The 13,118-nt window shown below is 61.1% G+C and carries 13 protein-coding genes; 8 read left to right on the top strand and 5 right to left on the bottom strand.

All coding sequences use genetic code 11. The features are described 5' to 3' along the window. Positions 1-3: 3 nt before the first annotated feature. From G6P99_RS33145 to G6P99_RS33135, 3 genes are all read right to left on the bottom strand, one after another. The gene (locus G6P99_RS33145; RefSeq protein WP_165125013.1) at positions 4-1,158 is read right to left on the bottom strand and encodes an HlyD family secretion protein; all 1,155 of its coding nucleotides are present in this window, start codon (positions 1,156-1,158) and stop codon (positions 4-6) included. 146 nt (positions 1,159-1,304) lie between these two features. Further along, positions 1,305-1,622, bottom strand: a complete 318-nt coding sequence (locus G6P99_RS33140) for a hypothetical protein (protein WP_156928404.1) — start codon at positions 1,620-1,622, stop codon at positions 1,305-1,307. Positions 1,623-1,721: 99 nt separating this feature from the next. Further along, positions 1,722-2,672, bottom strand: a complete 951-nt coding sequence (locus tag G6P99_RS33135; RefSeq protein ID WP_029078770.1) for a helix-turn-helix transcriptional regulator — start codon at positions 2,670-2,672, stop codon at positions 1,722-1,724. Positions 2,673-3,101: 429 nt separating this feature from the next. On the opposite strand from G6P99_RS33135, the gene G6P99_RS33130 reads away from it, so the two are divergent. Together G6P99_RS33130 and G6P99_RS33125 are read left to right on the top strand one after the other, a co-directional pair. Continuing rightward, entirely contained in the window at positions 3,102-4,031 is a 930-nt protein-coding gene (locus tag G6P99_RS33130; RefSeq protein ID WP_165125010.1) for a helix-turn-helix domain-containing protein, read from the top strand. A 113-nt stretch (positions 4,032-4,144) separates the two neighbouring features. After that, entirely contained in the window at positions 4,145-5,077 is a 933-nt protein-coding gene (locus tag G6P99_RS33125) for a helix-turn-helix domain-containing protein (protein ID WP_029078768.1), read from the top strand. A gap of 29 nt (positions 5,078-5,106) precedes the next feature. Here the strand turns inward: G6P99_RS33125 and G6P99_RS33120 are convergent, their stop codons facing one another. Together G6P99_RS33120 and G6P99_RS33115 are read right to left on the bottom strand one after the other, a co-directional pair. Then, complete coding sequence (locus tag G6P99_RS33120) at positions 5,107-6,030, bottom strand: catalase family peroxidase (protein ID WP_165125007.1); 924 nt, start codon at positions 6,028-6,030, stop codon at positions 5,107-5,109. A gap of 492 nt (positions 6,031-6,522) precedes the next feature. After that, positions 6,523-7,536 carry an AraC family transcriptional regulator gene (locus G6P99_RS33115; protein WP_165125004.1) on the bottom strand — a complete coding sequence of 338 codons (1,014 nt, stop codon included), beginning with the start codon at positions 7,534-7,536 and terminating at the stop codon, positions 6,523-6,525. Between the two features lie 308 nt (positions 7,537-7,844). Here G6P99_RS33115 and G6P99_RS33110 point away from each other — a divergent pair, with 308 nt between their 5' ends. The 6 genes from G6P99_RS33110 to G6P99_RS33085 all read left to right on the top strand — a co-directional run bounded on the left by G6P99_RS33110 (position 7,845) and on the right by G6P99_RS33085 (position 13,106). Next, a complete protein-coding gene (locus G6P99_RS33110) occupies positions 7,845-8,237 on the top strand; it encodes a VOC family protein (protein ID WP_245284537.1) in 393 nt (130 codons plus the stop codon). 50 nt (positions 8,238-8,287) lie between these two features. Then, a complete protein-coding gene (locus G6P99_RS33105) occupies positions 8,288-9,457 on the top strand; it encodes a 3-keto-5-aminohexanoate cleavage protein (RefSeq protein WP_084518315.1) in 1,170 nt (389 codons plus the stop codon). Between the two features lie 109 nt (positions 9,458-9,566). After that, on the top strand, positions 9,567-10,337 hold the full coding sequence (locus G6P99_RS33100; protein WP_165125001.1) for a carboxymuconolactone decarboxylase family protein: 771 nt from the start codon (positions 9,567-9,569) through the stop codon (positions 10,335-10,337). Between the two features lie 60 nt (positions 10,338-10,397). Further along, on the top strand, positions 10,398-10,916 hold the full coding sequence (locus tag G6P99_RS33095) for a hypothetical protein (protein ID WP_029078765.1): 519 nt from the start codon (positions 10,398-10,400) through the stop codon (positions 10,914-10,916). An 838-nt stretch (positions 10,917-11,754) separates the two neighbouring features. Beyond that, positions 11,755-12,042 carry a hypothetical protein gene (locus tag G6P99_RS33090; protein ID WP_156928725.1) on the top strand — a complete coding sequence of 96 codons (288 nt, stop codon included), beginning with the start codon at positions 11,755-11,757 and terminating at the stop codon, positions 12,040-12,042. 59 nt (positions 12,043-12,101) lie between these two features. Further along, entirely contained in the window at positions 12,102-13,106 is a 1,005-nt protein-coding gene (locus tag G6P99_RS33085) for a TRAP transporter substrate-binding protein (protein ID WP_029082599.1), read from the top strand. Positions 13,107-13,118: the final 12 nt, after the last annotated feature.

Here is a 13,118-nt window from a genome sequence, read left to right as displayed (position 1 = left end):
GCATCAGTCGGCTGTCGAACCGGCGTCGCGCGTTGCGAGCCGTTTCTTGTCGGAGAGACGCTCGGCGACAGCGGCCGATTTCGTATCGACGGTCGGCTCAGCCGACATGCCCGGCCGCAGGCGGCCGCTCAGCCTCGCATCGTCGAGCACGATCTTGACCGGCACGCGCTGCACGATCTTGGTGAAGTTGCCGGTGGCATTGTCGGGCGGCAGCAGAGCGAATTCCAGGCCGCTCGCCGGCGACAGGCTGTCGACATGACCTTTCAGCCTGGTCGAATGGAAGCTGTCGACCCGCAGCTCGACCGGCTGGCCGTTGCGCACATGGGTGAGCTGGGTCTCCTTGAAATTCGCGACCACATAGACCGCGTCGAGCGGCACGACCGCCATCAGCTGGGTTCCGGCCTGCACATACTGGCCGACGCGAAGTGTTCGTGCGCCCACCGTACCGCCGACCGGCGCCGTGATCTCGGTATAGGAGAGGTTCAGGGCAGCCTGCTGTTCGACCGCCTGTGCGCGGCCGAGTTGCGCGACGGCCTGCGCGCGCTGGGTCGCGAGCACCTCGATCTTCTTGTTGGCCGCGATCAATCCGGCCTTGCCTTGCTGCAGCTGCGCAGTCTGCGCGCGCAACGCCGCGTCGGTCTGCTGGGCGCGCTGGATCGTGCCGGCACCGGTCTTCATCAGCTCGTCGTAGCGGGCGCGTTCCTGCTGCGCGAATTTCAGGCTGGCATCGATCGCATCGACTTCGGCCGCCTGTTGCTGAATCAGCGGCTCCTGCAATTCGATCTGCACGTTGAGGTTCTTGACGACAGCGTCGGAGGCGGCGACATCCGCCTGGGCCTGTTGCAGCGCGGCCCTGAAGTCGCGATCGTCGATCCGCGCCAGCGTCTGGCCGGCCTTGACCGGCTCGTTGTCGGATACGAGCACCTTGGCGATGTAGCCCGAAACCTTGGGTGCGACGATAGTGGAGTCGGCCTTGACGTAGGCATCGTCGGTCGTTTCCAGGTAGCGGCCGGTGGTGATGTAGTAGTAGCCGAAATCGGCAGTGCCGGCGACGCCGAGCGCTGCGGCGAGTGCGAATGCTGCGCGCCGGATGGCATGGCGCGACGGAGACGGGTGGATGCCGGCTTTCTGCTCGGCGGCGTAGGGAAGGGTCGACATGGTGTCCTCCGAAAGCTGTGGCGCAAGAGTTCAATCGGGTGAGAGGCGCCGGCAGTGATGCCGGATGCACGCGTCATCATCGCGATCCCTGAGGGACCGGCGCGATCGCATGCGATACGAAGATGTGAGAGGAATTTATCCGACGCTTACGGAGCGCCGCATGTGGGCGCCGATGCCATGGGCATGGTGCGTCCACACCCCGCATGACAGCGCCCGGCAGCCGGCGGCTGGGTGAGCCGCAGAGCAATCGGCTGCGCCGGTCCCAGATGCCAGCCATTGTCGGATGTTGGTGTATCGTCTGTTGTCATGATCGACGCCGTGGCCAGCGAGTGAACTTCCACTTGTTCGCCGGTGGCTGAGGTGAAACGAACGCCGAGCGAGAGACCGTAGACGAGGGCGGTCGCAATGGCTCGCCGTGGTGGAACGATTGCAGGAAGGGCGGTGACGCATGTCTTCCAGTTCATCGCTAGTCTCCATCCGTTGCGGGTGTTGGCCATGCTGATCTATCGGATCGACATTGCCGCTGCCCCAGCGAGATTGCCGTGCTTGCAGATGGATTGCGGCTAACGGGCGCGTCGCCGCCAATCGCGCGGTGCTTCGCCGGTCAGTTTCTTGAACGCCGCGGCAAAGGCGGTCTGCGAGGCGTAGCCGAGCTCCGCCGCCACTGACACGATTGGCTCATCGGTGTTTTGCAACATGTTCATTGCCTGCTCGAGCCGGTGCTGGCGCAGCCAGGCATGGGGTGACAGTCCGGTACTCTCCTTGAAGGCGCGACAGAAGTGGAAGCGCGACAGGCCGGCCTCCGACGCGAGCGCCGCCAATGACACGTCAGAATCGCTGTCCGAACGCAGGCGCTCGATCGCGCGAAGCAGCGCTTTCGGCGCCAATCCTCCCCTGACCGGCTGGATCGTGGTTGGCGAACTGGCGTGCGCCAGCAGGAGACGGGTGGCCAGCAACTCGGTCAGTTGCTGCCTGAACAACGTATCCAGCGCGTCGTTGCTCTCCACGATCTCCGATGCGCTGAGCAGCAATCGGGACGTGATGGCATCGGGATGCCCCGTGCGCTCCAGGATGTCCTTCGGCGTGGCCGCGTCGACCTCGTCCGCAACGCGTGTGAGCATGGCGTGCGGAAGATAGAGCTGAACCACGTCAACGGGTTTTGGAATATCCCATCGCGAGCTCGATCCTTCCGGAATGATGATCACGACGCCGGGCCGGAACGTTCCAGTCGCAACCGATTGTCCCGACCGCCGCTCCACGTGCTGTACCGTGCCGTTGTAGGCCATGATGACGTGATGGGTCATCGGCTCGACGACGTCGTGCAATGGATCATGTTTCCAGTGCGCGATCCCGGCACCCGAGGAGTCCAGAGCCATGTGAAACGGGGTGGTCCCGAGCACGCGCGCCATCTCGGCATCGGCGGTACGGTGCTCGTTGCTTGGCACGTCGGTTTGACGCGCCTCGGGGGCTGCCTGCGAATGCTCTGGCGCATCGTGCTGGATCGGTTTGCTCATCGGCTTGTACTCGTATTGCGAGGCCATGCGCGCGCCACCGGCCCGACGCCCGGGTTGGCGTGAAGCCGTTGCTTCGGGTGTTCGGTATTGTTGCCGGTCAATGCTGCGAGCTTTGGCTGCGCGTTTTAGGCCCGGAGAACTACGGGTTCTTTCCCAAAACGGCCGCGCCTTGCCTGATCCTGCTGCAAGCGTCGTGTGACGGGTGGGCCCGCGGGCGTTAGGTCAGCATCGTTGATCGATGTCATCAGCGCGGTCGCATGCCGCGCGTTGAAATCACTGCGGAAATCGTCCCCGTCACGAGACGGTCACAATGGCCGCGCGATACGCCGCAGACCTAGACCACGGCGCGCCGATCCCGGATAATGCAGGCGACCGCGCAGGCGAACCCAGAGCCGCCTGGCCCAGCTCCTCACGATGAGATCGACCCACATGACCCAGGCAGGCACCTTCGGGCAGAGGGTAGGGCGTTACCTGCATTTGAAGGATGCGCCGAGCGCGGTGATCACGCGCTCAATGCGCGGCATCGATCTCGCTGCCGCCGAAACGCAGAATGATAACCCCGTGCCGGGTCTTTCCGGGTCCATGGCAGACGAGGCCTATATCGTCAGCCTGAAGCTCCATGACTATCCGGACTGCGAACTCTGGAAGCACGGCAAGTGTGTCACCAAGGCGGATGTCAGGGCTGGTACGACATGGCTGTACGATCTCAGGCAGGATCCGCGCTATGTCATCGACAAGCCATTCCATTCCATCCAGTTCTATCTGCCGCGTTCGGCGCTCGATCGTATCGCTGAAGAGGCCGGCGCGCCGCGCGTCGAGGACCTCGCCTGTCAATTCGGTACCGGCCATGACGACGCGGTGATGCGCCATGTCGGCGCGGCGCTGCTGCAGGGTCTGCGCCGGCCGGACGAGGCGAACCAGCTTTTCATCGATCACCTGATCCTTGCGTTCGGCGCGCACATCGCACAGGCCTATGGCGGACTGCAGCGCGTCACTAATTCGGCCCGCGGCGGTCTCGCGCCCTGGCAGGTGAAACGAGCCTGTGAAAGGCTCGACTCCGATCTGGGCGGAGAGCTTTCGCTGCAACAAATCGCGGCTGAATTCGGCCTCTCGGTCGGGCATTTTTCACGGGCCTTTCGCAGCTCCACCGGGCTGCCGCCGCATCAGTGGCTGCTTCGTCAGCGGGTGAAGGCCGCAAAGCAGCTGATGACGGTGCGCGAGTTGCCGCTGGCCGAGATCGCGATATCGGCCGGCTTTGCCAACCAAAGCCACTTTACGCGGGTGTTTACGGCCGCGGTCGGGATCAGCCCGGGCGTGTGGCGCCGCGAAAAGCTCGGCGTGTCCGGAGGGGATGCGTGATTTCCGGGCAGCGCGGCGGCTCGTCCGATCAGCGGCGAGTCTTCAATGAGATGGCGCAGGCGACAATGCGAGTGAGAGCAGCCGGCCCAACTCCTGACGATGGGACGGCCCACATGACGCAGAGGGGTTTCTACGGTCAGAACGTCAGGCGGTTCTTGCATCTCGAGCATGAACCGCCCTCGTTGATCACGCGTTCACTGCGCAATACCGAGATCGCCGTCACTGAAACCCGGGATGATGCCCCGGTGCGGAGCCTTTCCGGCGGGATGGTCCTTGAGGATTCCTATGTTGTCAGCCTGAAGCTTAACGATTACCCGAGCTGCGAGCTCTGGGCACGCAGCAAGTGCGTCACCAAGGCCGATATCCGAGCGGGCGCAACATATTTGTACGACATGAAGATCGATCCGCGATTCGTCATCGACAAGCCGTTCCATTCCCTCCATTTCTATCTTCCGCGCTCGGCGCTCGACGGCATCACGGAGCAGTCCCGCGCACCGCGCGTTGGCGATCTTCCCTGTCAGTTCGGCGTCGGCCATGACGACCCGATCATCCGTCATATCGGTGGGGCGCTCCTGCCAGCGCTGCGTCGGCCGACTGAGACCAATCGGCTCTTCATCGACTACTCGCTGTTCGCATTTACAGTTCATGTCGCGCAGACCTATGGCGGAATGCAGCGCAGAGCCGAGCCGGCTCGCGGTGGCCTCGCGCCGTGGCAGACGAAACGCGCCTGCGAAAGACTGGATTCCGACCTCGGTGGAAAGCTTCCATTGCAACAAATCGCGGCCGAGTTTGACCTCTCGGTCAGCCATTTTTCGCGCGCATTTCGAATCTCCACCGGCCTACCGCCGCACCGGTGGCTGCTCCGCCAGCGTGTCGAGGTGGCCCAACAACTGATGACGGTGCGCGAGCTGCCCCTGGCCGAGATTGCGATATCGGCCGGCTTTGCCAACCAAAGCCACTTTACGCGGGTGTTTACGGCCGTGGTCGGGATCAGCCCGGGCGTGTGGCGTCGCGAAAAGCTCGGCGTGTCCGGAGGGGATGCGTAATTCCGGGCAATGTGCAGCGGCCCGTCTGATCAGCGACGCATCTTCAGTGAGATGGCGTAGGCTGTGGCGCGCGCTGCAAAGATCTCGTCATGCGGGTGACCGATACCCTCGGCGAGATTTGCCGGATCGAAGATGGAGCCATCGCAGGTTTCGTTTGGCTCGATGCCGGTGATCACGATCGTCCCCAGTCGCACGGCTTCGCGATGATCCTCATCGGGCCATCGGACAGTCAGGTCCATGGTGGGGTCGCCGGGGCGGTCGAGCAACGCGAGCACGCTGAAGCGAATGTTGCCCGTAGCAACCCGCTGTTCGAGCTCGTCGTGCAGGAAGTCGGCAGACCTCGCCTTGGCTTCCGGTCCCGCCAGCGTCACGTCCCCGCCGACCGGCGCGATCTTGAATTTGATGAACCGTATCTCGCCCATCGCATTGGTGGCGGGGAAGGCGTGCACACCCCAATAGGTCGTGCCGGCAAAACTCCCAGGCGGCCGCGTGGCGATGTAGTTCACGTGATGCAGCGTTTCCGGATTGGCGGCAGAGAATGCTCTGACCTTCTCCATATCCGGCTTTCCATCGGGGCCCGGGATGCGCGCCTCCAGGAACGCCAGCATCTGCGCGAGCGTCCGTGCATAATGAACGGGAGAGTTTTGCGTGACGATATCCGTGCGATGGCCGATGTCGCCGAGCCTGAAGCTGAAGCCGCGCGGAACGAGACTTTCGGTATCCGCCACATCGGGATTGCCGCCGCCCACGGAGAAGCGCGCCAGCACGCGGGATGGTCTCGTGAAGCTCAGCGATTTCGTGATTTCCTCCGCCTGATGGGACGGTATGTAGGTGCCGTGGACGCACTGGCCTTTGGCAAAGCTCGCGCGTGCCTTTGGCGGATCGCCGGCCACAGCTTTCAGCGCGTCAACAATCGAGGCGGGCGTAACAGCGCCCCTCGGGGATTCGGACATAGCGACCTTTGTTCGAAGCTCGGTAATCGTGAATATCTACCGAGCCGTGCGTGCCGCTGCCCCCGAGCAATTGACCTGATTGCAGAGCGATTGCTGCGAACACATCAATCTTGCTCCGAGGTGTGTTGCCGGTTCGACACGAAGGGCAACTCAGCAAAACCTGTCAATATCGGCATAAGAAAATATTCCGCTCGACGTTTCACCCAACTCAGATGTTCAATATATCCGTCTCACCCGATCGAGGGGCGCTGCGCATCGTCACGGGTGTTGCGGTGAGATGCGGTGGACGCCGAGTGTGCGACTGACGAGTATGCATGAGGCGGACGGTGAAGTCGTGTGGTCCTGACGCCTAGCCAGGCGCGGTCCTTCGCAAAAAAAAATCTGATATTCCGTCGCGTCGTGGATGACCGGCTTTTGGTGCAACCCGGATATTCCGCGTATCAACAAAGTGTCGCGGCGGCGCTGGCTTTTTTGCACCACGGCTCGCGAGGCCTACTGCAGACGATCAAGTCCTGCGTTTCCGTGCTTGCGCCACTCGCTGGGCGTCATCTCTGACCATTTGTGAAATGCATGTGTGAAGCTGCTCGGTTCGGCATAACCGAGCGCAAGCGCGATCTCGGTAACCTCCATCCTGGTCCCTTCGAGCAGTTGACGCGCGCCTTGAAAACGCGCCTCACTCATCAAGTCCCGGAAACTCTTGCCCTCCGCCTGCAATCGGCGATTGAGCGTGCGGGGGTGCATGGATAGCTCAGTTGCCACCGTTTCCAGCGACGTGTTGGGAAAAACGATTCGAGCCCGGAGCAGGCGAGTGACCGTTTGCGCAACGCTCGGCTGTTCGACGGCCCAATAGCTGGCGACCAATTTTTCCAGGGTTTTGCGCAACTCGCGATCGGCGCCACGCACGGGATGTGTGAGAAGGCTGGCAGGAAAGGCCAATGCATTCTGTTGTGCATCGAACCTCGGGGTAGAACCGTAGAATTGGCGGTAAGGCGCGAGATTGCCGGGTGCACGGCGAGCCAGCAAGGCCTCATCAGGTGCGGTACCTGAAAGCTCCGAAATTATGTTGAAGCCTACTGCGATTGCTCCGTCACTGAGCTGATCGATGGCCAACATCGCCGGATGATGGACGGCATACCCCAGGAAAGCGATTTCGTCCTGAACAACGAGGTACGCCACCGCGCCACGAACGTAGCGCTTTTGATTGGTGCACAGGTCGAGAAGCGCGTCCTTGAGCGTCGGAGCATTCCGCATCAGCCGTCCCACCAGTCCGAGGCTTTCGGTGGTCGACCGTTGTCCGACAAGCAGCCCAAAATGCTCGCAGCCCGTCGCAGTCACGCAGGCCTCCAGAAGTCTTCCGAGCTCAACGAAGGTGAGTGAGTTTTCGGGATTGTGCAGCAACTCAGGGTCAATACCGGCGCCGGCAATGAGCCTTGCGGGGTCTTCGCCCAGCTCCTGCAGGACTAGCGGGAGCGCGACCAGAACTCCGACGCGCTGTTGCCCATCCATCTGCTGTGACCCGGCGTGACAGCCGCCATTGCGCGGCGGAAAATATCAGATCGGATTGTCGCAAAATAGCAAGCGATCTTATTTCATTTCTGGCCATGATCTCCTTACCCCAAGTTGGCGTGCGGTCATAGATCGCATTGACAGGAATACAACGCCGCGGGGAAAGGCTCGTGCCGTCAAGCAATCTTAGGACGATACAATTTCACAAAGCGACTTTGAGAGCACTACGAGCATTCTCTGATCGAAGACGAGAAGGGCTTCTGGCGTAAATTATTGGCGAAGCAAGACAGACGTCTTGAACCATCATCATGATGAAAAACACAGTCACTCATTTTGAGATCTACGGTGAGCAGCCGCGCGCATTGGCCGACTTTTATCGCAAGGCGTTCGGTTGGCAGGTCGAGCAGATGCCCGGCATTGGTTACTGGCGCATCCAGTCCGGCGCAGGCGAGGGACCGGCATTGCATGGCGGGCTCACGCATCGCGCGATTCCCGGTTTGAACGGTTGGATGCTGTTCGTCAACGTGCCCTCGCTCGATGAAACTGCTGCTCGGATTCTGCACTTGGGCGGTTCGATTATCCGCCCGAAGACAGCGGTGCCCAAGACCGCCTGGGTGACCATTGTGGCGGACCCTGCGAAGAACACTTTCGGCATTTGGCAGGCCGACCCGACCGCCTTTCCGATGCCGGAGCCCGACTAGTTCCGAAACGATCACGATGGACCGCTAACGCCAACCCGAAAGGAACGAAGATGTATTACACGGACAATTCAATCCTCCCGGAAAACATGGCACCGCTCATTATTACCGCGGCGCCGTACGGTCCGGCGTGGCTGCCGGGTGACGCGAGTGATATTCCCCTCTCCTGGGACGAGCAGGTTCAGGCCGCGGTGGACTGCTACGAAGCCGGCGCCACCATGTTGCACTTCCACGTTCGCAACCCGGCCACCGGTATGGGTTCGACGAACTTCGACGAGTACAATTACCTGATGAGGCGGGTGAAGGAAGCCGTCCCGGACATGATCATTCAAGTCGGCGGCTCGATCTCGTTCGCGCCGCACACGGATGACGCCAAGGCGAAGTGGCTCGACTACGACACCCGCCACATGCTCACGGAAATAGACCCCAAGCCGGAATATGTGACGATTACGACCGGAACCACGTTGTGGGACATCGCCTCGATGTTCTCTAAGGAAGACATCAAGGGGACGCACATGGACGATCCCAAGGTGCTTGCGGCGTGGTCCGGCATGGTGGTGGATTCGACGCCTGCCTTCTACGTCGAGCACCTCAAACGTCTTCGGAAGAATGGCATCCAGCCTTACTTCGTTCCCGCTCATGTTCACCAGTGGGAGATCATCGAGCGGTTGATCCGTGCAGGCGTTTACATGGGTCCGCTGAACATGGCGCTCTGCGCTTACGGCGGCGGGACGCTCGGCCGAAATCCATTTGATCTGATGCATTTCCTGCAACGCGTGCCGCAGGGATCGGTTAACACGTTCTGGTCCAGCATGAGAGGTTTGATATCCATCTCCGCGATGTCCCTTGTGCTTGGTCAGCACGTGCGCGTCGGCAACGAGGACAATCTCTGGGGCGCCGATCGCAAGCGCAAGACTACGGTCGAGCAAATTCAGGGTGTGGTGCGGCTTTGCAAGGAGTTCGGCCGCAAAGTGGCGACCGCAGAAGAGGCGCGCAAGATTATGAAGGTCGGCACCTGGTACAACAGCGTTGACGAGACGCTCCAAAACAACGGCATGCCGCCCAATCCTACCGAGTTCAATCCGGGTTTCCTCACGTGGCCGACCGACGGGAAGATCAAACCGGCCGTCATCGGAGGTGACTCGCATCCAATCGCCGCGTGCATGATCGCACCAGAGCCGGTCAGGGCTGCACAAGCCGCGTTGATGGCAGCGAGGAATTAGCTGACGAAGACTTCGAAGTCCCGCCCTCGGCTGAGGGCGGGGCTTATGGCAGATGTTGCGGACGGCGCCGGATGCCGATAGCCAGTTCTCATTCTAGCGAGGCAGAAAAATGATCAATGATCATGCAATTGCGTCAGCCTCGCCGGGCGAGATGGGTCCGTGGGACGCGGCCGGGGCCAAGCTCGTCGAATGGGACGCGGCCTGGGCTGCGGCGTGCATGAAGATGACAATCGATCCGTGGGTTGACGGGGTCCTGCCACGGAAATTCGTCGAACTGGTCGGCGTAGCGCTCAACGCCGCCTGCACGAATCTCAATCCGGAAGGTACGCGGCGGCATATCCGCGCAGCGCTCCAGACCGGGGCAACCCGCGATGAGATTCTCACCATCCTCAAGATGGCATCGGTGATGTCGATCCATTCCTGCAGCCTCGGCGCGCCTATCCTGCTTGAGGAAGGCAAAGCGGCCGGAGCTAGGTCCGCTCCGAGGCCCCCGGTCGCGACACCGGCCTGCGACAAGATGAGGTCGGTCGGTCAATGGAATACGGCGTGGGACCCGTTTTTTCAGCTCGACCCGGTTTGGACCGACGCATTCATGGCGACAGGTGCGGGGGTTTATGGAAGCGGCACGTTCGCGCCCAAAGAGGTGGAGCTCTTAAGCGTCGCTTTCGATGCGTCTTACACCCACATGTATGCGCCCGGGACGCGACGCCACATCAAGGGGGCGCTCGTCGCCGGCGCAACGATTGAAGAAATCATGGAGGTCCTGAAGTTGTGTGTCGTTCAGGGCGTTCAGGCCTGTAATCTCGGCGTCCCGATCCTCGCGGAGGAATTGGAGCGATTTCAGCGCGCCAACGTCGGTTCGACGGCCGGCAGAAACTAGCGGCCGAAACTTGTTCATTAGCGTGATTTAACCGAACGAGATTTGGCAGGAGATCGAGGAATGGCCGAGGATCTGCTCAACCGCCTGAAAGAGAAGGGCGTCGTCGAAGCAAAGAAGCTGCTTTGGATATTCGCTTATCTCTGGGTACTGCTCGGCCTGTTCGCGCTTCACAAATCGATCGTTCTGGGAGAGGCCTCGTTCTATCATCAGGGCTTTGCCATCATAAATGCCCTCGTGCTGGCCAAGATTGTTTTTGTCGCAGAAGAGCTTCACGTCGCCGATGAGCTGCGAGACAAGCCTTTGATCTACCCGATCGCGTACAGGTCTGCCGTGTTCTCGATTATTCTGCTTGTATTTCATCTGCTCGAGGAAGGCCTGGCCGCCTTATGGAAGGGAAAGACAGTAATGAGCAGCATCGGGACTCAGGGTGTTTTGGAACAACTCGTGCTCGCGGTGATCATGTTTGTTGTGCTGATGCCATTCTTTGCATTGAGAGAAATCGCCAGAGATATCGGTGGTGACGAATTGTTCGAGCAATTTTTTGTGCGACGCCGCCGATCGGTCCCGATGCAACCCTGAAGCAGTCCGGGCACAGCGCAACTGCGGCTGAGATTGCCTGCGCCTTGATCACGAACTGAGTGGGTATTTCCGGTTCACCATTTGTGCGCGACGTGGTGATCAACGATTTATCGCAGGAAGCGGCAGCTCGACGATGGCGGAGACTATTTCCGGCGCTCGAATCCCGGAAAGCGAAGATCGCCTGGGCGCCGCGTTGGCCCGGAGGTGTGTTGCCGGTTCGACACGACGGGCAACTCGGCAAAACCTGTCAATATCGGCATAAGAAAATATTCCGCTTGGCGTTTCACCCAACTCAGATGTTCAATGTGTCCGTCTCACCCGATCGAGGGGCGCTGCGCATCGTCACGGGTGTTGCGGTGAGATGCGGTGGACGCCGATTGCGCGAGTGACGAGTGTGCATGAGGCGGACGGTGAAGTCGTGTGGTCCTGACGCCCTAGCGGCCGGTGTCCTTTTGTGAGAGGCAATTGCGTCTTGCGAAGGCGGTGACAAAAAAGCCAAGTCTCGCCGGGGAGAGCACGAAGTAAGCCGTAAAACCATCGCGCAGGGAAAGCCGGACTGCTCCGGTTACACCTGTGGTCCTACCCCCGAGCTTTCTACCCGTTGCTCGGGGCCCATGGGTGCAATCGGCACCCGGCTTTCCCTGCGCCCTCTGAGGAGGGCGAGACGAGATGCAAAGCTCGGACAAATCATGTCGCGAGAATGCGGAGCTGCGTCCCACCCTCATCTGTCATCGCCCGGCTTGACCGGGCCATCCAGTACGCCGCGGCCTCTCGATTCAAGCACGGACGCCTCTGGAATACTGGATCACCCGTATGCGCGGGTGATGACACCGAATACATGGTCTTCGTTGCTCGCAAAAACAGTGGTGGAATTCTGGGTCGCGCAACGGCCTTTCTTGCTACCTGCTTTCGCAGGGACGACAGCGCAGCATTCGCGCCCGGCGAACTCGCCATTGCCAAACCTCGCATTGACCGTATCGCGATCGCCGGGCACAGCGTGCGGGCGGTGTCATTGAACGGTCGCAAGAGCCGAAGGGGATACCGCCGCATCGGATTTTGCAGTGCAGCAACGGCGCATTTGGCCCCTGCTAAAGGGGCAATGGCAATCGCCGCGGCTTCTCTGTAATGGTGCGACCGGATGTCTCGGGGCCGGTAAACGTGCTCCGCAATTACGCGGGAGGAAACATGCGTAAACTCATATTGGCTGCGGCTTCGATCGCGGCCTTGACCTTTGTCGGGCCGGCGTCGGCGCAGTCGCCTGTTGTCATCAAGTTCAGCCACGTGGTGGCCTCGGATACGCCAAAGGGCAAGGCGGCCGACAAGTTCAAGGAACTCGCCGAGAAGTACACCGGCGGCAAGGTGAAGGTCGAGGTCTATCCGAACTCGACGCTTTACAAGGACAAGGAAGAGCTCGAGGCGCTGCAACTCGGCGCCGTGCAGATGCTGGCGCCGTCGAACTCGAAGTTCGGCCCGATCGGCATCAAGGAATTCGAAGTCTTCGATCTGCCCTACATCCTCCCCGACCTGAAATCGCTGCGCAAGGTGACCGACGGCCCGCTCGGCGCCCAGCTGCTGAAGAAGCTGGATTCCAAGGGCATGACCGGTCTCGCCTATTGGGACAACGGCTTCAAGCAGATGAGCGCGAACAAGAAGCTGGTCGCGCCCGCCGACTACAAGGGGCTCAAGTTCCGCATCCAGTCGTCGAAGGTGCTGGAGGCCCAGTTCCGCTCGCTCGGCGCGATCCCGCAGGTGATGGCGTTCTCCGACGTCTACCAGGCGCTGCAGACCGGCGTGGTCGACGGCCAGGAGAACACCTGGTCGAACATCTACACCCAGAAAATGCATGAGGTGCAGAAGTACGCGACCGTCACCAATCACGGCTATATCGGCTACATCGTCGTCGTGAACAAGAAGTTCTGGGACGGCCTGCCGGCTGATGTCCGCGACCAGCTCTCCAAGGCGATGAAGGAAGCGACCGAGTTCGGCAACAGCCAGTCGGCCAAGGAGAACGAGGACGCGCTCGCCGAGATCAAGAAGGCCGGCAAGACCGAGATCATCGCGCTGACGCCGGAGCAGGACGAGGCGATGCGCAAGGCCATGATGCCGGTCTACAAGGACGTGGCGTCGCGCGTCGGCCAGCCGCTGATCGACGAATTCCTCAAGGAAACGGGCCGCGGCCCGATGAACTGAGGCGGATCGCCT

Origin of the sequence: Bradyrhizobium sp. 6(2017) (assembly GCF_011058295.2) — a bacterium.
In the GTDB taxonomy this organism is placed as follows: domain Bacteria; phylum Pseudomonadota; class Alphaproteobacteria; order Rhizobiales; family Xanthobacteraceae; genus Bradyrhizobium; species Bradyrhizobium septentrionale.
This window is presented reverse-complemented; position numbering and strand designations above follow the sequence as displayed.

Coding starts and splice junctions, on each gene's coding strand:
- G6P99_RS33145 (WP_165125013.1), bottom strand. CDS start 1,158: ATGTCGACCCTTCCCTACGCCGCCGAGCAGAAAGCCGGCATCCACCCG.
- G6P99_RS33140 (WP_156928404.1), bottom strand. CDS start 1,622: ATGAACTGGAAGACATGCGTCACCGCCCTTCCTGCAATCGTTCCACCA.
- G6P99_RS33135 (WP_029078770.1), bottom strand. CDS start 2,672: ATGAGCAAACCGATCCAGCACGATGCGCCAGAGCATTCGCAGGCAGCC.
- G6P99_RS33130 (WP_165125010.1), top strand. CDS start 3,102: ATGACCCAGGCAGGCACCTTCGGGCAGAGGGTAGGGCGTTACCTGCAT.
- G6P99_RS33125 (WP_029078768.1), top strand. CDS start 4,145: ATGACGCAGAGGGGTTTCTACGGTCAGAACGTCAGGCGGTTCTTGCAT.
- G6P99_RS33120 (WP_165125007.1), bottom strand. CDS start 6,030: ATGTCCGAATCCCCGAGGGGCGCTGTTACGCCCGCCTCGATTGTTGAC.
- G6P99_RS33115 (WP_165125004.1), bottom strand. CDS start 7,536: ATGGATGGGCAACAGCGCGTCGGAGTTCTGGTCGCGCTCCCGCTAGTC.
- G6P99_RS33110 (WP_245284537.1), top strand. CDS start 7,845: ATGATGAAAAACACAGTCACTCATTTTGAGATCTACGGTGAGCAGCCG.
- G6P99_RS33105 (WP_084518315.1), top strand. CDS start 8,288: ATGTATTACACGGACAATTCAATCCTCCCGGAAAACATGGCACCGCTC.
- G6P99_RS33100 (WP_165125001.1), top strand. CDS start 9,567: ATGATCAATGATCATGCAATTGCGTCAGCCTCGCCGGGCGAGATGGGT.
- G6P99_RS33095 (WP_029078765.1), top strand. CDS start 10,398: ATGGCCGAGGATCTGCTCAACCGCCTGAAAGAGAAGGGCGTCGTCGAA.
- G6P99_RS33090 (WP_156928725.1), top strand. CDS start 11,755: ATGGTCTTCGTTGCTCGCAAAAACAGTGGTGGAATTCTGGGTCGCGCA.
- G6P99_RS33085 (WP_029082599.1), top strand. CDS start 12,102: ATGCGTAAACTCATATTGGCTGCGGCTTCGATCGCGGCCTTGACCTTT.